This window comes from Treponema sp. (genome assembly GCF_045657965.1).
Taxonomy (GTDB): Bacteria; Spirochaetota; Spirochaetia; order Treponematales; family Treponemataceae; genus Treponema_D.
In genome coordinates this window covers 1-23284 of record NZ_JAZOUG010000162.1, presented here as the reverse complement: position 1 = coordinate 23284, position 23284 = coordinate 1, and the positions used below count along the sequence as shown (strand labels likewise).

Below are 23284 nucleotides of genomic sequence, written 5' to 3'. Positions count from 1 at the left end.
TGATTAAAAAAAATCTTGAATGGCATGAAACCGGAAAAAAAGAATTATTAAAAACTCCGGTTATGACCGTAAATCAAATAACATCAACTGCACCTGATAATACTTCCGGGAATTATATTGTAATGGAAGCACCGGACTGGGTTATTGTAATTCCAGAACTAGAAGATAGTTTTTTAATGGTCCGCCAGTGGAGACATGGAAATAAAAGTTTAAGCATTGAATTCCCTGGTGGAGTTATAAATTCCGGAGAAAAGCCGGAAACAGCAGCAAAACGTGAACTGGAAGAAGAAACCGGTTATAAAGCCGGAAAACTTACATATTTAGGAAACGTTAATCCAAATCCTGCATTAATGCGCAATAAGGTACATTTTTTTGCAGCTGAAAATTTAATAAATACCGGTGTGCAGCATCTTGATGAAGATGAATTTGTTGAATATTTGAAGATTCCATGTCAGGAAGTTTATGAAAAGTCAGGCAGCGAAGAATATCCTCATGCACTAATGATGAGCGCCCTTTTAAAATACAAATTATACAAAGAAAAAAATAGCAGCGATTTTGCAAAATAACTGCATTCTCACTGCTATTTATGCTGTTTACAAAGTATTAACGGTTTGCCGAATATGGATCATATTTTTTAGAAGGATTATAAACTCCTTCCCGATATTCACCGGTAATACTCGGAATCTTCATCTTCATGCCAGGAAGAATCAGATTAGGGTCGTTTGGACGAGGCATGTTAGATTTATTTGCCTGATAAAGATTTTCCCAAAGCAAGGGATTGTCATAAACATACGGACGGCCTGAAATATTCCAGTAACAATCCTTTGTTTCAGCCCAAGGACGAACTACATAATATTCAGGAAGCGGAGTGATTTCTTTGATATCAGCAAGAGCTTCCAGAACCTGTTTTGCGAAGGCTGTTGCAGATGTATAATCTTCATCATTATAAGACTGCTGTGCACTGGCAAAAGATTTCTGTGCAGAAGAGTATGCCATCGGAAAGTTTCGTTCGGCGTTAATGCTTTTTGCATATTCAAGTTTTCTTGCAGCCTGCTTCATGACAGTATCACAATCCGATTTTGCAAGCATTTTTTTAACAAATTCCTCTGAAAGACGTGCATTTTCTTCTGCTTTTGCAGCATATTCTTCTGCAAGGACATATTCACCTGCATCCAGAGCATGCTGTGCCTTTCTTGTATATTCGTCAGCCAGTTTCTGATATGTATTGTTTTTATAGCTTGCAGCAAAAACTAAAGAAGCAGCAAAAGCAAGTGCAATACCAGCTAAAAGTTTTTTCATTTTGACTCTCCTCCAGCAGCATCAATTGCAGAATTTACTGCTTCATCAATAGTAGCGGCAGCTTTTGCTTCTGCACTGCTTTCAACATCGATAACAGCATCATCGGGATTAGCAAAAGAATCCTCCTCCAGAAGAACAGCATCTTCTTTTTCGATACCGGCAACTTCTCCCTGAATTGGTGCAATAGAATCTGCTTCAATTGTATAACTTTCTGCTTCAGCTACACGTTTTTTAGCGCGTTCAATTGCGGCCTGTGCCGCTGCACGTTTTTCTGCAATTGATTCGTAAAGACCATTGAAAGCATTTTTTGCAGAATGATAGCCTTTGTATGCGCCTTCCAGATCTTTTGTTACATAAGATGAATCTGCCTTTTTAAAGGTGTCAGAAGCTGCTTTATATTCAGTTTTTTTTGCAACGCCTGCTTTTACACTGTCAGCCTTCTTTTTAGCCTCAAGAGCTGCATTACGTTCACTTTTTGCCATTGTTCCCATGTGAGCAAGAAGCAGTTTTGAATAAATTTCGAAGGCATTATCAGCGTGATTGCGCATATCCGAACCTTTATCTGAAGATTCAAAATTTGAAATAGCACGTTCACCGCCTGTATCAGAAACGCCGAACTCATCTGCCTTTAATTTTAATTCTTTTGCATAAGAAGCCGTAGCAAGTGCTTCATAACGGGTTATAACTTCCTTTATGCCTGCAGAATGATCTTCAGCCGGTCTTGAAGAAATATTATTTTTTACATCATCATAATATTTATCATCAGCAGCTAAAACTTCAGGAAAATATTTTTCTGCACCTGCATCTATTGCCTTCTGTCGGGCAGCATCAGCCTGAGCAAGAAGTGTCTGATTAGCCTGAGTAAAGTCTTCAGTTACAGTCTCTTCTTTATCTTCCTTTGGAGCCTGAGCTTCAGTAGTGTCAACTTCCGGTTCTGCTGTAGGAGTTGAACCACAAGAAAAGAATGCAAATATTGCAACAACTCCAAGAATTGTAAACAAATACTTTTTCACTTAAATCCTCCCTTGATTCTTTTTGTGATATTATCGGTATTTAACCTCAATTATAAAGAAGAAACAAATCATAAGCAATAAAGTTAAACTTTTTAAAGTGCATTTTTAAAAGTGATGATGTATACTTTTAGAGATATTTGAGTTATGGAGGATTATATGGCAGAAAATTTCACTTATGACTTTATCGGAGAACACCATATTGTTTCAGAAGGAAGCGGCGGCTGGAATTTAGAATTGAATAAAATTTCCTGGAATAAAAAGGCTGCAAAATACGATTTGAGAAGCTGGTCCGGCGATCATCAAAAAATGGGAAAAGGCGTAACGCTTTCCAAAGAGGAATTAACAAGTCTTAAAAACCTGTTGAATTCAATTGAAATCGACTAAATTTTACAAACCGGCATCATACTTTGCACTACGGCCGCCATTTTTCATGATGATTTCATATAAAAGAATTGACAGTTGAGTTTCCTGAATAACATTTCCTGATGCACGGATTTCAGAATCAGCTGCCGCAATAGAAGCCAGTATTGCTGCACACTGTCCAAAATTCCAGATTCTTGAAGCTCTTGAATATTGATTTCTTGATGCTTTACTTGTAAAGCCTTTTGTCTTTAACGCAAAATCATCAAGATAAACCCCGCCGGCATGAATTGAATGCCATAATTCCAGTTTTCTAAAACAGGATGCAAGTCCCGCAAGAATCATCACCGGGCTGTTATTTTTGGTAAGAAGAATTTTTTGAAGAATGGAAAGAGAATTTGATAATCGCTGCGGCAAAGAATCAGCAGGATTAGCCATGGCATCAAAAAGTGTAAAGGCAGATTCTTCGCGGTTATGAGCCAGAATACTTTCGATATCATCTTCTGTAATTACATGGTCTTTTGAAAAGCATAGAAAAAAACGGCTGCATTCAGTTTTTAATGCTTCAGTATTGTTTTCAGTTAAATCAAGAATTAAGTTAACCGCGTCGTTTTCAATTGAGTAACCGTTTTTTCTGAAATAATTCTGGAGCCAGGAATTTAAATGAGCTTCATCCATAGCCCAGAAAATCTGTTTGTTTTCTTTGGGAATAAGCTTATCAAGTTTTGAATCAACAGAAATTTCGTCTGAAACAAGAATAAGGACAGAAGAATCTTTTGCCCCCTTAAGCCATGATGAAATAAGCTCGATATCTTCTTTTTTTTTGATTAATTCTGCTTCTCTAAGTACAACACATGTTGCAGGAACAAAAAGAGAATCTGTCTGGAGTTTTGCAATTATATCTTCAATTTTAGAATCAGAGGCATAAAGAAGATAATTGTCTGCATCACCAAACTTTTTTAAGAGATTTGCTTTTATTGATTCAACCTGTTCGTTACGATTTCCGATTTCAGGTCCTGTATACAGATAAACTGGAGAAGCCATTTTTAATAAGTGCGCACAATATTAGAAAGAACACCAACGATGGAAACTTCTTTTGAATAAATCGGCTGAAATGCAGGATTTTCCGGCTGAAGACGGATACGGTCTGATTCCTTATAAAAACGTTTTAATGTAATTGCATTATCGATAACAGCAACAACAATCTGACCGTCAACAGCAGTTTTTGCCTGTTCAACAACAGCTAAATCACCTTCAAGAATGCCGGCATCAATCATACTCTGCCCGCGCACACGAAGAGCAAAATAAGTTTTTCCAGGCCGTACAAACGGTTCAGTAAGATTTACATATCCGTCAAGATTTTCTTCACTGAGCAGAGGTTTTCCTGCTGCAACTGAGCCTAACAAAGGAACTCTTGCAACAAAAGAAACAGGTTCAACAGGACCGCCGGAAATAATATTTAAAGAACGGGCCCGTTTTTGAGCCTGCGATAAATATCCTTTTTTCTGAAGGGCAGTTATATGATCCTGAACAGCACGCAGTGAAATTTCGAAATGTTCCCCAATTTCACGGACAGTAGGAGCATAATTATTTTCTCTTGTAAAATCAGAAATGAAATCCAGAACTTCCTGCTGTCTGTCAGTAATTTTTCTCATTTAAAACCTGCCTTAAAGAATTATTCTTCTTCAAATTTTGATTCGAAAAGCTGAACAATTGCTGCAACAGCCTGTTTTTCATCATCACCTTCTGCTTTTAAAGTAAGCTGAGTATTATAACCGGCCGCCATTGTAATAACGCCCATAATAGATTTTGCATTTACAACAGCAGAATCTTTTTCGATTGAAATTTCTGATGAAAATTTGTTTGCAGTCTGTGCAATCAAAGCTGCAGGACGGGCATGAATTCCAGCCCTGTTACTAACAGTTAAAATTTTTTCTGTCATAGTGTGCCTCTGTTTTTTTTCGTTTTAATATGAATCATCGCTGCCGTAATAAGCAGCCTGAACTTCGCCTGTTTCAATCCATTTAAGAATATTCTGATTGAAATCCAAAGCCGAATTATATCCGCGGAATTTAAGCCGCTCATTCATTGCAGCAGCCTCGATAATAATAGGCAGATTACGGCCTGGTTTTACAGGAATTTCTATGGCTGGAATTTTTACGCCCAGATAATTTACTGTATCCATGTCGTTTCCGACCCTGTCATATATTTTCGCAGAATCCCATTCTTCGAGCTTTATTACGAGCTGGATTTCTTTTTGCTCACGAATTGAGCCGACTCCATACATTTGAGCAACATTTATAATACCAAGACCACGAATTTCCATGTGATGAGAAATAAGTGAATTGGCACCCTGACCCAGAATGGAATTTCCGTTTACACAGCGTATTTCAACAACATCATCAGCAACAAGCCTGTGTCCGCGTTCGATTAATTCCAAAGCACATTCTGATTTACCGACACCAGAATGACCGGTAAGCAGAATACCGATTCCATAGACTTCAACTAAAACACCATGAAGTGTTTTTCTGGGTGCAAAAACATTTGAAAAAAGACGCAGAATCCGCTGAAGAAACTCAGTAGATTCCAAATCAGTCTGAAGCACAGAACAGTCAGCAGCTTCTGCAATTTTCATAAAATCTTCAGAAGGAGTAATTCCATGCGAAAAAACAACACAAGGGAAATCATAAGTGAACATTTCTTTGATTGACTCCATTTTGTTTTCTGCATGGAGCTTTTCAAGATAAGCATTTTCACCTTTTCCAAATAACTGAACCCGACCGGTCGCAAAAGAATCAAAGAAACCTGTAAGGGCTAAACCCGGACGGTTAATATCAGGGACAGAAATAACCTTTTCCAGACCTTTACGGCCACCTATACATTTAAGGCGCAGAGCCGTATGCTCCGGGAGTTCCATATCGATTAAATCAAGAACAGTAAAAGATTTATCTGCCATAGATGTACTATACATTTTATAAGCATTTAAAGCAAGATAAAAAAAACTGTGACCTGAAAATCAAAGTCACAGTTAAAAAATCTTAATTCAGATTATTTTTTTTCCTGAATTTTATCCTTTTCTTTCTTTACTTTCTGATCAAGAACATCCATGAGTTTGTTCAAGCCGGCTCCGAAATCAAAATCTTCGGAAGCTACATGTCCCTGTGCACCCCATTTAAAATTTACAGTGCAGTCAAAACTATATGCCTTATCATGCTTTACACGGAGGATTAAATCCACGATTAAGTCATCTGCATAACTAATTCGTGCAAGTTTTTTTTCAATCATGTCTGATTGTTTTTCCTCAAATACAAAGCCAACGGCTGATACTGATTTAGTCATTTTTGTACTCCTTAAAAATAGCATTATTGCCAGATCTTCGACGAAGCTTTTATGGCAGAAATGAACGGACTTGCGTTCACTTGATTAAGTATACATCGAAAATTCAGAAAATCAAAATTTTTTTTCACATTTTATGTATAAAACAGCATTTTTTCGACAATAACTTTAACGGAGGCTGATATGACAATTTATTCTTTTTCGCCCTTTGGTTATGAAGGTGCTCTGGTTACAGTTGAAGTTGATTTACGGCGGGGAATTCCTGCAATTGACATTGTGGGACTGGCAGACGGTGCTGTCAAAGAATCCAGGGAACGTATGAAATCTGCAATCAGAAATTCCGGCTTTGAATTTCCTATGGAACGGGTTTTGATTTCACTTTCTCCCGCAGACATGAAAAAAGAAGGTGCAGGTTTTGATCTGCCGCTTGCCCTTGCAGTATTAGCAGCTCAGCACACCAATTATCAGAGAGATTCAGAAAGTTCAGACAATTCAACTGCCTTTGGGAAAGAGCCGGTTTTAGTAATGGGTGAACTTGAACTTTCAGGAGCAATCCGGCCGGTAAAGGCGGTTCATGCAGCGGCAAGCACGGCTGTTCAGGCTGGAATTACAAAATGTATTGTCGCACAGGCAAATGCTGCAGAAGCACGTGAAGTTGCCGGTATGAAAGTTTTTGGAGCCGCAAATTTAACAGAAGCCTATGATGCTCTTTTTAAGCCGGAACTTTTTACCGGAATGAAAGAAAATGATGGTTCAAATTTTTTTTTACCGAAAGACAGTGTTGAAGTAAACGGAGTCCTTTTTCCCGCCGAGGACAGATGCTTAGATTTTGCAGATATTAAAAATCAGAAAAAACTCGTACGTGCTTTACAGATTGCAGCTGCCGGCGGTCACAATATTCTTGCCTACGGTCCTCCCGGCTGTGGAAAGACACTTGCGATGAGCCGGTTTTCTTCGATACTTCCTTTACTTACAGTTGAAGAAGCGCAAAGTGTCACAAGAATTCACTCTATTGCAGGTCTTTTAAGGGCAGAACAGCCTTTGTTAAGAATTACACCGGTCAGGATGCCGCATCAGACAGCAAGTGTAGAAGGAATCTGCGGCGGAGGTGTAAACTGCAGGCCGGGTGAAATTTCACTTGCACACAACGGAGTGCTTTTTCTGGATGAAGCCGCAGAATTCAAAACTTCAGTTCTTCAGATGCTCAGAGTACCGCTCGAAAACGGCAGTATAACACTCAGCAGAGCGGGAAGAACTACAGTATATCCTGCAAAATTCCAGCTTTTAATTGCGACAAATCCATGTCCCTGCGGAAACTATGCCAGTGAAAGCAGAATATGCCTGTGCTCCTTAAAAAGTGTAGAGCAATACTGGAGGAAATTTTCTGGGCCTCTTTTAGACAGAATAGATATCCGCATTCATGTTGATAATAATCCTGAAAAAATTACAGTTCATGAAAAATCAATACATCCATGCGAAATCTGTACCGAACAGGAAAACTGCAGTTCCTGCAAAAAAATCGAATCCGTGCCGGCTGATACAGAAAAATACCGGATTTCAAGTGCAGAATTACGTAAAGATATTGCAACAGCTGTTTTAATTCAGCGGAAGCGCCAGGGTAAAAAAAATGCAGGTCTTACACCGCAGGAAATTCTGGAACACTGCCAGCTTGGAAAAACCGAACAGGAAATTCTTGACAGAGCAGTTTGTTCAAATAACTTTTCGCAGCGCGCGGTTTCTTCAATCTTAAAACTTTCGCGCACAATAGCCGACATGGATAATTCTCTGAAAATAAAAGGCGAACACCTGCTTGAAGCTGTTTCACTGAGGAATAGCGACGGGCCGTTTGATTTTTTTAATAAAGAATAAGTGAAATTTTTAGTAAAAAATAAAAAAACCTTACAGAAAATAAACATCTGTAAGGTCTGAAATTACCGGGTCTGAGACTCGAACTCAGACGCCCGTGAAGGCAACAGATTTTGAGTCTGTAGTGTCTACCATTTCACCAACCCGGCAGGTTTAAATATTATAACAAAAAAATTGAGATTAAATCAAGTGCTTTATGATATAATCTGGGGAAATTATGGATTTCACAAATAAAAAGCCTGAAGAAGTTTTAAAATCTGTCTTCGGCTATGAGTCTTTCAGGCTGCTTCAAAAAGATATTATCTCGAATGTGCTTTCAGGAAAAGATACGCTTGCCATTATGCCGACCGGCGGCGGAAAATCACTGTGCTATCAGATTCCAGCATTGATTTTTGAAGGTCTTACAGTAGTGGTTTCGCCGCTCATATCGCTTATGCAGGATCAGGTTGCAAGCCTTAATGCAGCTGGAATTAATGCGGTATTCCTTAATTCGACAGTGGAATGGGAAGACTACAAAGACTCAATGAATTCTATCCGGCGAGGAGAAACAAAAATCGTTTATGTTGCCCCGGAAACGCTTGTTACTCAAAAGATAAACGATTTACTTCATGATGACCGTGTAACAGTAAGCTGTATTACAATTGACGAAGCCCACTGCGTGTCTGAATGGGGGCATGACTTCCGGCCGGACTATCTGGAAATTTCATCTCTAAGAAACCAGTTTAAAAACGCTGTATTTCTTGCACTCACAGCAACGGCAACCCGGGCGGTCCGCGAAGATATTATCAAAACTCTCAGGCTTAAAAATCCCGACGTTTTAGTTTCAAGCTTTGACCGCCCGAACATTTTTTTAGATGTACAGCAGAAGAGCAAAAACGCCCTTGAACAGGTTGTTGAATGTATCCGCCGCCACCCTGACGAAAGCGGAATCATCTATTGCTTTTCAAAAAGACAGGTTGATGAACTGACAGAAAAACTAGAACGGCTGGGCTATTCCGTTTTAAACTATCATGCAGGTCTTACAGATGAAGTACGTGCTGACCATCAGAAAAAATTTATCCGGAATCAGATACAAATAATGGTCGCTACACTCGCATTCGGCATGGGAATTGATAAACCGAATGTGCGCTTTGTAATTCACTACGACATGCCGAAATCACTCGAACAGTACTATCAGGAAATAGGGCGCGCAGGCAGAGACGGATTAGCCAGTGAGGCACTTTTACTTTATTCAGCAGGTGACATTCACAAAATCAGATATTTTTTTGACGAAGCAAACGACAAGGCGCACTGCGAAACACTCTTGCAGGGCATGCTTTCCTACGCAACCGGACGAACTTGCAGAAGGAAACTGCTTTTATCATACTTTGGAGAAAATTTTAAGAAAAAAAACTCGGTCAAATCAGACTTTCACTGCTGTGATTTATGCGAAACCGGACCTGTTCCAGAAATTGACATGACAATTCCCTGCCAGAAACTTATGAGCTGTATAATCCGTACTAATTCAAGATTCGGGGCAGCATATATAATTGATGTACTGCTTGGCTCGCGTTCAAAACGAATTCTGGAAAACGGACACAATATGCTTTCGACATGGGGAATCGGGCGCGAACTTGACAAAAACCAGTGGCATGAACTCGTGAATCTTTTGATTGAAAAAAAATTCATTACAAGATACGGCGATTACAATATTCTTCTTTTAACAAACGACGGACTTAATGCGTTGAAAAACCGTGACAAAATCATGCTTCCATTCAACATGCCTAAAGGTAGAAACTAAATCTTTGCGATTTTTTTAAAGCAAGTGTAAAATAATCTTATGAATATCCGATGGGTTATTAAAAATAAATTTCAAACATCACTTTTTACCTTGATTGCAGTAAGCATTGTTATTTTTGCTATTTTCAGAATAAGTCTTAAAATACAGAATTATAACAATCAGCTTAAAATTTCTGAAACGCTCGCACATTCTTCATATCAGTCACAGGATTACAATATTTCTGAAATAAAAAAGCTTCTTGAATTAAAATCGCTTACACCTCTTCAGAAAGCTGAAATTTATAATGCCCTTTCTGTTGCTTATTATATAAGCAACCAAATGGAAGAATATCTTAAAACAGTCGGCTCTGCAATTTTTTTCAACGAATACTGCGGCAATACAGAAAATGTCGTACAGCTTTATAGTTTTCTGTCACAATACTATCTTGAGCTTGGTGCCGATAAAGCCGGGTTCGATACAATTTTGCAGGCACGAAGAATAAAAAATTTCTATTCCATAAATAATCCTATGATTCAGAACCTTGCCCTTCATGCGTACAGCAGATTTCTGATTTATGAAAGTGACTTTGTAGATGCAATGAAAGCCCAGTCACAAATGGAAGAAAATTCTCAAATCATAAAAAAAGAAAATGAATCACTTGGAAATGAACTTTATGCCACAGCTTTATGCTTAAAATCATACATTCTGCTTATGCAGGGAAAAACAGAAGAAGCATACAGCCTTATCTGTGAAATTTATGACAATTATGATAAAATCCGGGAACTTACACATACTACAGTTTATGATATTTACCTGCCTGTTTTTTTTGTAAAAACACAATGGGCAATCAGAACTGGAAATTACAAAAAAGCCATAGAATTTGCGCACGAATATGGGAGTTATGCCAAAAAATTTAATTTCACAATGAAAAAAACAAAAATTCTCAAGGATTTAATGTTTGCACTGCCTGAATCCATGACAAAAGAAAAAAATAAACTTTTTAATGAACTTGCTTTTGACACTGACTTTCTGGCCCAGAATTTTCTTACAAACTATACAGAAACAAACGCGGAAAAACTTTCAGGAATTATAGAAAATCTTAAGCACAGCACTGAACGCCAGATTTCTCACAACAGAACACTTGAATTTGTATTTATTGATTTTATCATTTTTCTGACTTTTATTTTAATTTTGTCTTTCATTTATACACAGACACAAATCGACGGTCTTACACACCTTCGTAACAGACGTTCATTAAATACAAGAATTGGAAAACTGGCTTCTTCAAGAAAAAAATACTCTGCCATCATGATAGATATAGATGATTTTAAAAAACTAAACGATAATTTCGGACATGATTTTGGAGATGAAGTTTTAAGAACTGTAGCACACCTTCTGTTAACAAACGAAAACCGTAATGTAAAATCATACCGCTATGGCGGCGAAGAAATGGTAATAATTCTGGAACATTTTGATTTAGAACATGCTGTAAGATTTTCAGAACATGTCAGAACAGAGATTTCCAATTTAAAATGGCGGAAAGATGTACATGTAACGGCAAGTTTTGGTCTGGGTTTTGAAATGCCGGATTCAGTTAAAGAAGCTGACGAAAATATGTATATTGCAAAACAGAAAGGTAAAAATTTCACTGCATATAGAAAAGACGGCAAACAGTATCTTGCTGAACGCCGCCTCGATATCAGAAATCCAATGCCTGATAAATTTTAAATCTTCCGGTAAAGAATAAATGAAACTGCAGCTGAAAGAATCAGCATAAAAACACTGAAGCAAATATAAACTGGAAGCCTTTGATTTATCAGTCTTTCAAAATCTGCACAGTTTGCCCTGACAAGAACACTCCAGTCAGTACCGCTGATTGGAGCATAGCCGTTTATAATAACTGAACCGTCAGGAACTTTCACAAAAGAAACCCCTTCTTCACCTGCTGCAATTTTATCAGTCAAATCCTGAAGTTCTTTGATACCAGACTCAGCAGCGTCATCAAAAACATTATTTTTTAAGACAGCTTCATTATCAACATCTGCAATTATAAGACCAGTAGAGCGTCTTATTAAAACGGCCTTGCTGTCATTTCCAATTTTATTTTGAATACAGATTTTTGAAAGAGTCTCGCCATGAGCAGCAAGAAAGAAAGTATTTATTATATTTCCCTCATCATCATAAAGAGGAGCCCCGTAAAAAATTGTTGGAACATTTGAAACTTTATTGTAAATAGGTCCGAAAACAGTTTCTTTTCCCAGTAAAGCATTTTTAAAATAAGCACGTTCTGAAAAATTATACATTGGACCTTCTACAAGGTAGCTGTTGCCTTTTAAATCAGTAATATTCAAACCGACCAGATTTGGATCTGCATTTTTTACACCAAAAAGCTGCTCCCCCTTTTCCTTAAGTGAAATATCAGGATTTCTAATTGCCGGAAGAGTCGCTGCAATATGAATTGTAGCAAAATTTGAATAATTGTAGGCTTCAACTTCATTTTGAACAGTGTGAATGGAGTTTAAAATTTGATTTTCAATCATTGTATTCAAATTTTTCTTAAAAGTGCGATTTACAATCAAAATAAGACCGGCACAGGAAAAAAAAGTGATCAAAATTGTAAATGCTGTAAATAGTTTTCCCTTTTTTGACATACAAAATCACCTCCATTATTTGATTATACAATAACATTTTTTAAATTTAAACAAAAACTTTAAATAAGTTTAATTTTTTACATTTTTTTTATTTTCATGTTATACTGTGCTTAAGGAAGTGCACAAATTATGGAAATTCAAAAGCACATGTCACCTTTATCAGTCTAGTCATTTTCTGTCGGAACAAGCATCGGCTGGGGCTCATTTTTTATAACAAGCAATACATACCTCATCAATGCAGGTCCATTGGGAAGCATTTCCGGACTTCTTCTCGGCTGTTTTGTAATGCTTTTTATCGCACACAATTACCAGTTTATGATGAACCGTTTTTCTGACTCTGGTGGAGTTTTTACATACACTAAAAATGTTTTAGGCTGTGATTACGCTTTTTTGACTGCAGTTTTTCTTATACTCACATACTTTGCAATATTCTGGGCAAATGCAACCAGTATTCCGTTATTTGCAAGATATTTTTCAGGAGATTTCTTTAAATTCGGACCGCTATACTCACTTTTTGAATACAAAATTTACTTTGGAGAGGCATTGCTTTCAATTTTAGCAATATTTCTAACAGGCTTTGTATGCTCAAGGCATCAGAAAACAGCCTCTGTTCTTATGTCAAGTTTAGTTCTTTTTTTTACGGCTGGAATTCTTATATAAAAGATTTACCGAATCTTGACGGCATTAAAGGGCTTCCGGTTTTTTATGCGGCAACTTTTTATCTGGGTAATTCCGGCCTTTATATTCTTATGATTACCCTTCTTTCTTTAATTTTAACAAGCTTAATCGGAAATATTTTTGCCCTAAGCAGGCTTTTATATTCTCTTTCACAAAATAAAATAATTTCCACAAGATTTTCTGTCATTTCCAAAAATAACAGCCCGGAAAATGCAGTCTGGCTTATAGCAGCAGTTTAGGCAATTGTTCCATTTTTTGGCAGGACAGCAATCGGCTGGATAGTTGATGTTACTACAATCGGGGCAACAATAATTTACGGATTTATGTCCTTTTCAACTTTTAAACTGGCAAAAAACGAATCAAAGAAAACAGAAATTTTTACAGGCCTGTTTTCATTGATTATGATGAGTGCATTTTTTGTTTTCCTGATTATTCCTAATTTTTTTGCAAAAGCAACTCTTTCTCCACAGTCATATTTTTTATTTTCACTCTGGATAATTATAGGATTTTTTATATTCCATTCAATTCTAAAAAACGATACGGAACGAATATACGGAAGAACGAATATCGTATGGGTATTTCTGCTTTCCCTCATTTTATTGCTCACACTTGTATGGATGATAAACACAAACGTTGTCTGTGATGTAAACAACTTGAAATGGGTAAACGACACTCTCGGGCACAAAGCAGGCGATGAATACATTAAAGAAGCCTGTCACACAATCTGTGTTATTTTCGACCACAGTCCGGTTTTCAGAACAGGCGGAGACGAATTTGTTGTAATTCTTAAAGGTCACGACTATGAACACCGTACAGAACTTTTGCAGAAACTCAACCAGATTTCCGAAGAAAATAACGGCCAGAATGGAAAAGTCGTTGTAGCCGCAGGAATTTCTGACTTTGATGTTGCAGGTGATTCAGCCGTAATTTCTGTCTTTGAACGCGCAGACGCAAACATGTATGTCCGCAAGAAACAGCTTAAAGCAATGCTTCAATAGCTTATCTTAAAACACTGCCTCTGATTCTTTTGACAAACTTTGCCTGACCAATTGAAAGTAATTTTTCACTTCGTTCCGGCATTACCTCAAGCAAAACATTTGCATCACTTTCTGTTTTGCTCACTGAAAGAGGCACACCTACGATTATGCGGTCTTCAAACTGAAGTTCAACCATACTGTTTGAAGTGATTGAACCTTCTATTATGTGAAGTTTGCCGGAAAAATCCATGCCGCCGGCTTCAATACGTTCATATTTTACACTGTCGGCTCTAAGCTGAACCGGCGAAAGAATTATTTTATGCTGAATACGCTCTAAAAGCCCTTCTTTTTTTTCAGCTGGAAGGTTTAATTTTTCAAGTTCTGATCTCATTGCTTCAAAATGCGAAGCCCTTTCTTCATCAGATGTAGGCTTTGCCATTTCATCACTTTCAAATTTGTCGGTTTTTTGAGGAACTGAAAATTCCGGGAAGCCGATTGTTTCGTAAGTTTTTTCCGGAGTTTTGATTTTGCCGATAAAATCTAATCCGCTCCGTTCAATAATAGAAGCAGCCTGTTCATCGCTCTCGACAGACAGAAGATAAATTCCCTGGCCCAATTTTTTGGCAATAAACGGTGAAATTGCAGGATTGTTTTCTGTAACTGCCGAATTTTCCGAACTTACCTGAAGCACATAACCTTTAAATATCGTTGCAGAAGAATAAGAGCGGCTCCAGTCATCAACCGAAATTTCAAGATTCTGTGGGATTTCATACTGACTGTACTTTTTTAAAAATGAGAAAATCCTGTTTGCACTTAATCCGGCGTCAAAACCCCGCATGATTGATTTTCTGTTGATTTCAAAAACAGCAGCTGTATCAAACTGCTTTAATTCCATGAAATCCATGAGCGGAATTAAAACCTCAAGCGAAAGTCCGGGAAGCAGAGTAACATTAAACGCCGCATCAACACTTAAAACTTTCGGCTCTTCATCAAAAACTTCTTTTTCATCAAAAAGAATGCCGGCAACATAAATTGCCTCACCTTTTACATCTGTACCTTTCTGAGAGAAAATTCCAAACAGAGCGGCACATTCTATCAGTCTGTCCAAAATTGAAGAAAGATTTGCATCATTTTCAATTATTGCAGAATCAGAAGATTCGGATGCAGCCGCACGATTTAAAATTGCAGAAAATCTTGAAGATGAGCCTAAAGGAGAAAGCCCCGGAACATCATTCTGATCTTCAGAAATTAAATATGCAAGGCGCAGAATTATGCTTCTTGAAAATCCTTCATGAGGAAGAGATGCTGCCACATCCAGCAAAAGCCGTCCTTGTCTGACAAGGCTGTTTCTTGAAAATCTTCCCTGACTTGCAACACATAAATAAGCATACTGCAGTTTCGGATCAAGTTTTGCAAATGAAAGGAATCTTTTTCTGTCAATTTCGTAACCTTCGCCTTCTTCCCGTAAAAGCGAAAGATTGATAAATGCTTTTGTAAGATTAAAAAGGATTTCTGTTTTTCCCGGGAAAAGCTTTTCAATTTCTGATTCTGTGCGCTTTTTAAAAGTACCGTCAGCTTTACACAAATCAGAATTTTTGTGAATAAATGAAAGATATGCGGCAATTAATTCCGGAGAAAGAGATGCAGGCGTTTCATAAGAAAGAGAAGCATATTCCGGATTTTCAAGAAGGACAGTCTGCTTTGTATATGGCTCTAAATCTTCTTCAAGATGAGGGTTTATCAATACAACCGTTCTGCCTGTATTTTTGTCAGTTTTGCGGTACAGAATGAGTCTTTCTTCAAGATTTAAAAGCCTTTCATAAAGCTGGGCAAATGAAAAAGAACCTGAAAAAAACGAAACCAGCTTTTCCTGTGTTGCATTTGAAATGTATTTCACCGCGCAGATGACTTTGAGATCAGTTTCACTTAAAAGCGAAATGAGTGTTTTACGGTTTTCTTCCTTGCGGATAAAAGCCCCAAGCTCTTCGATAAGTTTCTGCTTGTTAAAAGGAGTTTTGACCTCACCCAGATACATCCGGATAATTTCAAAAAAATAATTATCGCTCAAAGTGGCAATGCTTTCGCGCCAGTCAATGATTCTCTGTACTTTTGGATCTAATGTCATAATTCACTCCTTTAAAAGTCCTGATTTTTAATTCAGGCACATAGTTTCGTTTTCAAGAAACTCTTCAAGTTCAGCCGCTTCTTTGCAGCGAACGAGCTTGTATTGATAGCCCTGCTCCGCCAGAAATTTCTGACGGTTAGAGCCGAATTCTTCTTCGACGGTGTTACGCGTAATCAGCGTAAAAAAGCGCGACTTTCTTTCTTTTGGGCGCAGGATTCGTCCGAGCCGCTGTGCTTCTTCCTGACGGCTTCCGAAAGTGCCGCTAACCTGAATTGCCATGCTTGCATCAGGCAGATCAATTGCGAAATTTGCAACTTTACTTACAACAAGAGTGCGGATTACGCCGTTTCGGAAATCAGCATAGATTTTATCGCGCTCTTCGTTAGGCGTTTTTCCTGTAATAATCGGACAGCCGAGCATTTTTGAAAGTTCATCCAGCTGACTCAAATACTGACCGATTACAAGAATTTTATCTTCAGGCGATTTTTCGACAAGTTTTTTTACGAATTCAGGCTTTTTCGGATTTTCGCTTGCAATTCTGTGCTTTTTTCGTAAATCTGCAACAGCATATTCGATTTCTTTTTCTTCGCCTAAATCAATGCGAACTTCGATACATTCAGCAGTTGCAATAAAGCCGCTGGTTTCCAGATCTTTCCACGGAACATCGTAGCGTTTAGGTCCTACAAGAGAAAAAACATGACCTTCACAGCCGTCTTCACGCACAAGAGTAGCCGTTAAACCGACCCGTCGCACGGCCTGAATTTCTGCTGCTACACGGAAAACCGGAGCCGGCAGAGTGTGAACTTCGTCGTACACGATTAAGCCCCAGTTACGCTTTCTGAAAAGAGAAAAATGCGGATAAGGCCCGTCTTTTTCCGGCCTCCATGTTAAAATCTGATAAGTTGCTACCGTAACCGGCTTAATTGTTTTATTTTCGCCTGTGTATTCAGCAATATCCTCGCGGGTAAGGTTTGTTTTATCGACAAGCTCGTCTATCCACTGATGAACGGCGGAAATGTTGGTTGTAACGATGAGAGTGTTTGTTTTAAGCAAGTCCATTACTGTCATGCCGACAATTGTTTTACCCGCACCGCACGGAAGAACGATTGTACCAAAGCCGGTTCCAGGCCCTTTGTTTCCTACAATCGCAGAAGCGGCCTCTTTCTGGTACTGCCTTAAATTAAAAGGACGGCCTGAAAGAGTAGTTTTCCGCAAGTTTATTTCTAAAGGATCTCCGTCAATGAGCGGAACATCGTCTTTTACAGGCCAGCCCATGCGCAAAAGTTCCTGTTTGATTGTTCCCCTGTCTGTTAAGGCAAGGCGGAAGCAGTGCAATTTTTCGTCTTCGCTTACGACAGTCTGCTTCATTAAATCGTCCTGCGGCTCTTCGTATTCGCAGACGGTAAGCATTTTTTTCCCTATTAAACTTGCACCGATTTCCTTAAAGACAGGAATGCTTTCAGTTACGAGATAAAGATATTCTTCTTTTATTTTTTCGGCAGGCTTTTTAGGGTCAGGAATTTCTATCCATGGAGCCGGCACAAGCCGCAGTTTTCCGAAACGGCCGGCAGTTTCTTTAATCCAGAATTCTACCGCCTGAGGAACGTCATAACGTGCAAAATCGTGAAGGACTTTTACGGCATCTTCCGGAGAAAAGCCTGCTGCATTTGCATTCCACAAAGAAAGAGGTGTAAGACGATAAGTATGAAGATGCTCAGGAGAGCGTTCAAGTTCTGCAAAAGGAATGAGTGCATTGCGGCATTCTTCTGCCTTTGGAGCATGTACATCGAGAAGTAAAGTTCTGTCGCTCTGAACGATTAAGGGGTTAGAATAGTCCAATTTCTGTTTCCGTTTTCAATCTACTAAAAGCCAAGAATTCCGAATCCGCTCGGATTTTTTGCACCGGCCTTAATCCATGAAACTTTCTGTTTTGGAGAAAGAGGCTTTTTAAGATTATCAATTGCGTCCATGTATTCGCAAAGCCACACTGAAAGAGAAGAATCGCGTTTTGAAAGGTCGTTAGACGGCTCACACGAAACTAAAAGCGGTGTAATATTTGAATTTTCTGCAATAGAAGCTGCAAAATTTTCTGCATAAGATTTAAAAGCTCCGCCGGCTGCAGCAATCAGCGGATTTGAAAGTTCTAAGCCTGAAGAACGGATTGAAGAAGCATTTACACCATCTAAAAGACTATAGTTTGATTTATGAAGGAAAACAATTTTTGATTTTTTTTCTGTATTTCTTTCAAATCTTGAAAAAAGCTCTTGAGCAAGATACTGATAACTTGCAATTAATTCTTCGATAATCTGGGCATTATTGTTTGATTCACGGTACTTAGTTGCAAAGAAAAATTCATCAAAAACGAGCACAGCTTCATCCAGACCGCCTTCGTTTTCACATTTTAAAGCAAGTGAACGGCATGAAAGCGGAGATGAGCGGTTCCAGTTAGCCTGAATCACACTACCTTCTTTTTTTACTTCATCTTCAGAAGATTCATCTGAAAAAACTGAACTTGTCGCAATTACCTTACGCCCCTGAAATGAAGCACCTGAAGCCATATCGTTTCCGGCAGGTAATTCTTTACCAGCGAATAAAATCATTTTTCCCATAGCGAATTATTATAGCAGATTTACATACAATTTGGTATACTTAAAATATGAAAGTTTGGATTAAATATTTAATTGGTACAATTTTAGGCATAATTGCTGCTTTTATTCTCCCGCTCAACATTCCTCAAATTGATGTTGTTGCAGCAGGATTTTCTGAATTTGCAATCCGTTTTGGAAGATATGCATTAATTCCACTCATTTTTTTTGGAAGCGCAATGTCTTTGTTCAATCTGCGTCATAACAAACACATTTTAAAAACAAGCGTCTGGACTTTTGCAACAATAGCCGGTTCAACACTGATTTTAGTAATACTAGGCTTACTTACAATTCTTGTCGTTCAGCTTCCGCGAATTCCAATCACAGGCGAAAAGATTTCAGAAGTCCCTGCAATCGATTTAAAATCACTTATTTTCAGTATTTTCCCTTTTTCAGGATTTGATTCTTTAAAAGACGGTGTATACCTTCTTCCGGTTTTTGTTCTTGCGGCCTTTGCCGGTGGTGCCTGTGCTTCTGATACAAACGATTCAAAACCTCTTTTAAGTGTTTTTGAATCAGCTATGAAACTCTGCCAGACAATGTCAACTTTTTTTATCGAATGGCTTTTTGTCGGCTTAATTGCAGTTTCAACCTACTGGGTTTTACAGGCAAGAGTAATTTTTTCAACTGCAACCTTTATTCCGTTGTTTTTCATGCTTTTAGTTGATTTTTTAATTGTTGCGGGAGTAATTTACCCGCTTATTCTGCGCTTTTTATGCAAAGATCTGCACCCATATCATGTACTTTATGCAAGTCTTTCTTCAATAATCACAGGCTTTTTCTCAGGAGACACAAACCTAACACTTTTAATCAATCAGCGTCATACAAAAGAAAGCCTCGGTCTTCACGATGATGTAAATTATTTTTCACTGCCACTCTTTTCAATTTTTGCACGCGGAGGAACCGCATTAGTTACATCAGTATGTTTTGTTACAATTCTGCGTTCATATTCGAGCTTAGGTTTTACCTTCTTTGATGTAATCTGGATTTTCGCAGTTTCATTTATAACTTCATTTGCCTTAGGAAATTTCCCGGCTGGCGGCACATTTGTTGCTCTGACAGGAATCTGTTCAATGTACGGCAGAGGCTTTGAAGCAGGATATCTGCTTTTAAAACCTGCAGTTCCTATTCTATGCAGTTTTGCAGCAGCTTTCGACGCTCTTTCTGCTGTCACCGGAAGCTATATAGTTGCAGTAAAAACTAAAAAATTTGATAAAATTGATTTAAAGCACTATATTTAATGCTCAATGCTGACTTTTATTATAAATGTCCTTGTTTACATCAGGACGTAAATGATGTTCACGGAAGTCAACGTTATTACAAGGGCGGCCGAAATAGAATCCCTGGAATTTATCCGGGCCATATTCTACTAATTTCTCGATGTCGCCCCTTTCTTCAATTCCTTCCATACAGACCTGCATATTGAGTTCATGCGCCATCTGGGTAATATGTTTGATGATTTTACGGTCGCCTTCATTACCGGCTGTAGCTTTTTGAACAAAAGTGTAATCTAATTTTAATGTATTGGCCTTTAAATACTGTAAGTAGCGCAGATTTGAATATCCTGTACCAAAATCATCAATATCAACATTTACACCAAGTTTTGAGAACGCCTCGGTAAGAGCCTGTAATTCTTCACCATTGTCGATATAACCGCTTTCTGTAAGCTCAAGAGTTACATTTTTAGGATTAACATCTGAAATAAGCATGGCAGTTTCAACATCCCGGATAATATCACTCTTTTTAACCTGAATATATGAAAGATTAACACTGACTCTCAAATTTTCCTGAACACGGTTCCATTCTGCACATTGTGTAAAAGCTGTACGTAAAATCCACCGGCCGACTGAAACAATCATACCTGTTCGTTCAAGAATTGGAATAAATTCGTCCGGAGTAAGAAGCCCGTATCCTGGACAAGTCCAGCGGATTAAAGCTTCACAGCCGATTACATTAAGAACTGTTTTGTCAGAATCAAGATAAAGATTTTTTGCATCAACTACAGGCTGATAATAAAGCTCAAAGCCTGCAAAATCATTTCTGATTGCTTCACGAATTTTTTCTTTAAAATCAATATCGCGCAGATACTTCGTATAATTGGCTGCATTGTAAGTTGCAAGATTATTACGGCCGTTTCCTTTGGCAGAGTTAATGGTATAATTTACTTTGCGCATTAAAGTGTCAAGCTGGGAAGTATCATTTAAGAATGCAACCATACCGCCGGAAACTGTAAATATTATGTCATAGCCCAAACCGGATTCTGCTTCAGCAATTTCACGCCGGAGATTTTCATACATTTTTTGAGCTGTAAGTGCTGATTTTCCGGAAAGGTTCATACAGACAAATTCATCGCTAGAAACTTTATAAGCCTTTGCAATTCCTGAACAGACCTTACGGCAACAGTCTCCAACTTTTGAAACAATCATGTCTCCGGTCATGACACCATACTGATCGTTTATTGAGCCGAGATTATCTATATCGATTTTTAAAATAAAGCCTGAAACATTCTGGTTTCGTGTCCATACTGAACCAAAATCTATACGAAGCTGAGCTTCTGTAGCAAGCCCCGTAAGCAAATCTGTTTTATCTTCATCAGAAATTATTGAAATCTGACCGGTTAAAATTTTATTATCTGAGTCACCATTTGGTAAAAGTTTTCCAACAGAGCGAATCCAGACCGGCTTACCATTACGATTAACCCAGCGGTAATCAAGATTATGGTCAGACTTTTTACCGGTAGATACTAAATCTATTTCAGCCCTGAAAGAAGCCTGATCTTCTTTATAAACAATTTTTTGTATCTGCTGAATTGCATTTTCTATTTTTTCTTCAGGAAGGTCAAAAAGCTTACGGGCATAAGGGGATATAAAAAAAGTGTCATTTGACAAATCAAATATGTAGAGAAATGAATCAGTGCATTGATTGAGAATATGTATTATTCCTTCCAGCTGTCTGGAAGTAATATGCTCCAAATCGTAACTCATCAAAACCCTTAAAAAGCCTGAAAAATCTAAACCCGGGCTAAAAACCAAAACTAACCCGACAGTTTCAGTATAACTCACAAAAGGGTTTTTTCATAGTAGATTTTGATTTTTTTTAAGAATTCTTTTTCCAGTCTTCAGCCAGAAGAACACAGTTTTCCTTGCAGTTTTCGCTTACCCATACAGAGTGGTCTTTTAGTATCAGTACAAGCCCTAAGTCTGTTTTAAATTCTTTTTCAAGAAGAGGAAGAAGTTCTCGGCTTTTTTCAAAGCCAAGTGTAAAAAAAGTTGTTGAAAGGCAGTCAGCAAGCATGGAATTATCACAAATCACTGTTGTTGAAAGCAAATCATTTTCTACCGGATAACCATTTTCTGTAGAAAGAATGTGGTGATAACGTTTTGCATCAGCTTCAAAATATCTTTCATATGCACCGCTTGTGACAACAGAAGTCTGCTTTACGTAAACAGAAATTAAAGGAGGACCTTCAGGATCAATCGGATTTTTAATACCGACCCGCCAGTCATCTCCGCCTTTTTTGACTCCATAGACATATACATTTCCGCCTAAGTCAATAACTGCCTGCTTTACCGAATATTCTTTACAGATTTTTACGATTTCATTTGCAGCAAAACCTTTTACTATAGCCCCTAAATCAATACACATATCTTCCTTATTAAGGCTTACGGTTTTATTTTCTTCATTAAGGATAATATTTTTAAAATCAACTAGCGGTAAAAGCTGTTCAACTTCTTTTTTGGAAGGAACATGAGGATTTTCTGTATTAATTCCCCATAAATTAACGAGGGGTTGAACAGAAGGATCAAAAGAACCGTTTGAAACGGCAGCAATTTTTAGAGCTGATTTAATGACATAAAAAACTTCATCTGGAACCTGTACCGGCTTTTCATGTGCCGTTAAATTAACTCTGGAAATATCAGAATCAAGCTTATTAAGATTAAACTCATCATCGATTTGATTTAAGCGGTCAAAAATCTTATTGTAAAGTTTGTCACTTCCTTTATCATACAAATTTACAAAGCAGATTGTCCCTAACACATATTCATAACGCGGGTCTTCTGTAGAACATGAAAAGAAAGAAAAAATAAATAAAAAAAAGGCAACAACAAAAAAAGCCTTTAACTTTGATTTCATATTATTTAAATATATAACTAATAAAGAACAAAAACAATACTTTTTAGGATAGTTTTATAAAAAAAATAGCACAAAACAGACATTTTTCTTATTTTATTTTATGTCTGTTTTGTGCATATTTTTACCTGCTGGAATAACTCACTTACTCTTTTTCGATTTCTGTGCAAACGATGTGCAGGTCTTTAAGCTGCTGCTCGTCCACATATGAAGGGCATTCATCCATAGGAGAAGCAGCCAGATTGTTCTTCGGGAAGGCAATTACTTCGTGGATGCTTTCTTCGTGGCGCATGAGCATTACGAGACGGTCAAGTCCCGGGGCAATTCCACCGTGCGGCGGAGCACCGAACTTGAATGCCTGAACGAGGAAGCCGAATGCTTTTTCAGCACGCTCGCGGCTGTAACCGACGATTTCGAAAATGCGCTCCTGCAAAGCAGGGTCGT

At 38.0% G+C, this 23284-nt stretch carries 22 protein-coding genes and 1 tRNA gene; 8 read left to right on the top strand and 15 right to left on the bottom strand.

What is annotated here, in order from left to right:
- Positions 1–2: 2 nt before the first annotated feature.
- Positions 3–566 (top strand): NUDIX hydrolase, encoded by a 564-nt coding sequence (locus ACKI5B_RS05855; protein ID WP_407426759.1) that lies wholly within the window; start codon positions 3–5, stop codon positions 564–566.
- 37 nt (positions 567–603) lie between these two features.
- Here the strand turns inward: ACKI5B_RS05855 and ACKI5B_RS05850 are convergent, their stop codons facing one another.
- Together ACKI5B_RS05850 and ACKI5B_RS05845 are read right to left on the bottom strand one after the other, a co-directional pair.
- Complete coding sequence (locus tag ACKI5B_RS05850) at positions 604–1299, bottom strand: LysM peptidoglycan-binding domain-containing protein (RefSeq protein WP_407426757.1); 696 nt, start codon at positions 1297–1299, stop codon at positions 604–606.
- On the bottom strand, positions 1296–2312 hold the full coding sequence (locus tag ACKI5B_RS05845; RefSeq protein WP_407426755.1) for a hypothetical protein: 1017 nt from the start codon (positions 2310–2312) through the stop codon (positions 1296–1298). The genes ACKI5B_RS05850 and ACKI5B_RS05845 overlap by 4 nt, the downstream gene beginning before the upstream one ends.
- A gap of 156 nt (positions 2313–2468) precedes the next feature.
- Here ACKI5B_RS05845 and ACKI5B_RS05840 point away from each other — a divergent pair, with 156 nt between their 5' ends.
- Positions 2469–2696: a YdbC family protein gene (locus tag ACKI5B_RS05840; protein WP_407426753.1), complete on the top strand. Its 228-nt coding sequence runs from the start codon at positions 2469–2471 to the stop codon at positions 2694–2696.
- A 3-nt stretch (positions 2697–2699) separates the two neighbouring features.
- Here the strand turns inward: ACKI5B_RS05840 and holA are convergent, their stop codons facing one another.
- The 5 genes from holA to ACKI5B_RS05815 form a co-directional block, all read right to left on the bottom strand.
- Positions 2700–3716 carry a DNA polymerase III subunit delta gene (holA, locus tag ACKI5B_RS05835; protein ID WP_407426751.1) on the bottom strand — a complete coding sequence of 339 codons (1017 nt, stop codon included), beginning with the start codon at positions 3714–3716 and terminating at the stop codon, positions 2700–2702.
- Between the two features lie 2 nt (positions 3717–3718).
- Entirely contained in the window at positions 3719–4327 is a 609-nt protein-coding gene (lexA, locus tag ACKI5B_RS05830; RefSeq protein WP_407426749.1) for a transcriptional repressor LexA, read from the bottom strand.
- 20 nt (positions 4328–4347) lie between these two features.
- Complete coding sequence (locus ACKI5B_RS05825; RefSeq protein ID WP_407426747.1) at positions 4348–4614, bottom strand: HPr family phosphocarrier protein; 267 nt, start codon at positions 4612–4614, stop codon at positions 4348–4350.
- 24 nt (positions 4615–4638) lie between these two features.
- The gene (hprK, locus tag ACKI5B_RS05820; RefSeq protein ID WP_407426745.1) at positions 4639–5628 is read right to left on the bottom strand and encodes an HPr(Ser) kinase/phosphatase; all 990 of its coding nucleotides are present in this window, start codon (positions 5626–5628) and stop codon (positions 4639–4641) included.
- Between the two features lie 92 nt (positions 5629–5720).
- On the bottom strand, positions 5721–6011 hold the full coding sequence (locus ACKI5B_RS05815) for an HPF/RaiA family ribosome-associated protein (protein WP_407426743.1): 291 nt from the start codon (positions 6009–6011) through the stop codon (positions 5721–5723).
- 180 nt (positions 6012–6191) lie between these two features.
- Here ACKI5B_RS05815 and ACKI5B_RS05810 point away from each other — a divergent pair, with 180 nt between their 5' ends.
- The gene (locus ACKI5B_RS05810) at positions 6192–7877 is read left to right on the top strand and encodes a YifB family Mg chelatase-like AAA ATPase (RefSeq protein ID WP_407426741.1); all 1686 of its coding nucleotides are present in this window, start codon (positions 6192–6194) and stop codon (positions 7875–7877) included.
- Between the two features lie 63 nt (positions 7878–7940).
- Here ACKI5B_RS05810 and ACKI5B_RS05805 read toward each other — a convergent pair.
- Positions 7941–8023 (bottom strand) — tRNA-Leu (locus ACKI5B_RS05805).
- Positions 8024–8091: 68 nt separating this feature from the next.
- On the opposite strand from ACKI5B_RS05805, the gene ACKI5B_RS05800 reads away from it, so the two are divergent.
- Together ACKI5B_RS05800 and ACKI5B_RS05795 are read left to right on the top strand one after the other, a co-directional pair.
- Complete coding sequence (locus tag ACKI5B_RS05800) at positions 8092–9654, top strand: RecQ family ATP-dependent DNA helicase (RefSeq protein WP_407426739.1); 1563 nt, start codon at positions 8092–8094, stop codon at positions 9652–9654.
- Positions 9655–9693: 39 nt separating this feature from the next.
- Positions 9694–11361 carry a GGDEF domain-containing protein gene (locus ACKI5B_RS05795; RefSeq protein ID WP_407426737.1) on the top strand — a complete coding sequence of 556 codons (1668 nt, stop codon included), beginning with the start codon at positions 9694–9696 and terminating at the stop codon, positions 11359–11361.
- Here the strand turns inward: ACKI5B_RS05795 and ACKI5B_RS05790 are convergent.
- Complete coding sequence (locus ACKI5B_RS05790) at positions 11358–12284, bottom strand: cache domain-containing protein (protein WP_407426735.1); 927 nt, start codon at positions 12282–12284, stop codon at positions 11358–11360. The genes ACKI5B_RS05795 and ACKI5B_RS05790 overlap by 4 nt on opposite strands.
- A 581-nt stretch (positions 12285–12865) precedes the next feature.
- On the opposite strand from ACKI5B_RS05790, the gene ACKI5B_RS05785 reads away from it, so the two are divergent.
- Both ACKI5B_RS05785 and ACKI5B_RS05780 read left to right on the top strand, forming a co-directional pair.
- Positions 12866–13201, top strand: coding sequence for an amino acid permease (locus ACKI5B_RS05785; protein ID WP_407426733.1), 336 nt, complete (start codon positions 12866–12868; stop codon positions 13199–13201).
- 84 nt (positions 13202–13285) lie between these two features.
- On the top strand, positions 13286–13960 hold the full coding sequence (locus ACKI5B_RS05780) for a GGDEF domain-containing protein (protein WP_407426731.1): 675 nt from the start codon (positions 13286–13288) through the stop codon (positions 13958–13960).
- A 1-nt stretch (position 13961) separates the two neighbouring features.
- Here ACKI5B_RS05780 and ACKI5B_RS05775 read toward each other — a convergent pair whose 3' ends face one another.
- From ACKI5B_RS05775 to ACKI5B_RS05765, 3 genes are read right to left on the bottom strand one after another with little or no spacing between them, the layout of a single operon-like run.
- Positions 13962–16064: a helicase-associated domain-containing protein gene (locus ACKI5B_RS05775; RefSeq protein WP_407426729.1), complete on the bottom strand. Its 2103-nt coding sequence runs from the start codon at positions 16062–16064 to the stop codon at positions 13962–13964.
- A 27-nt stretch (positions 16065–16091) separates the two neighbouring features.
- Positions 16092–17903, bottom strand: coding sequence for a DNA repair helicase XPB (locus ACKI5B_RS05770; RefSeq protein ID WP_407426727.1), 1812 nt, complete (start codon positions 17901–17903; stop codon positions 16092–16094).
- 23 nt (positions 17904–17926) lie between these two features.
- Entirely contained in the window at positions 17927–18673 is a 747-nt protein-coding gene (locus tag ACKI5B_RS05765; protein WP_407426725.1) for a hypothetical protein, read from the bottom strand.
- A gap of 47 nt (positions 18674–18720) precedes the next feature.
- Here ACKI5B_RS05765 and ACKI5B_RS05760 point away from each other — a divergent pair, with 47 nt between their 5' ends.
- On the top strand, positions 18721–19950 hold the full coding sequence (locus tag ACKI5B_RS05760) for a dicarboxylate/amino acid:cation symporter (RefSeq protein WP_407426723.1): 1230 nt from the start codon (positions 18721–18723) through the stop codon (positions 19948–19950).
- A gap of 3 nt (positions 19951–19953) precedes the next feature.
- On the opposite strand, the gene ACKI5B_RS05755 is transcribed toward ACKI5B_RS05760, so the two are convergent.
- The 3 genes from ACKI5B_RS05755 to ACKI5B_RS05745 all read right to left on the bottom strand — a co-directional run.
- Positions 19954–21693, bottom strand: a complete 1740-nt coding sequence (locus ACKI5B_RS05755) for an EAL domain-containing protein (RefSeq protein WP_407426721.1) — start codon at positions 21691–21693, stop codon at positions 19954–19956.
- Positions 21694–21805: 112 nt separating this feature from the next.
- Complete coding sequence (locus tag ACKI5B_RS05750) at positions 21806–22843, bottom strand: FAD:protein FMN transferase (protein WP_407426719.1); 1038 nt, start codon at positions 22841–22843, stop codon at positions 21806–21808.
- A gap of 142 nt (positions 22844–22985) precedes the next feature.
- Positions 22986–23284 (bottom strand): amino acid--tRNA ligase-related protein (locus ACKI5B_RS05745; protein WP_407426717.1); only part of this gene is annotated, 299 nt, incomplete at its 5' end.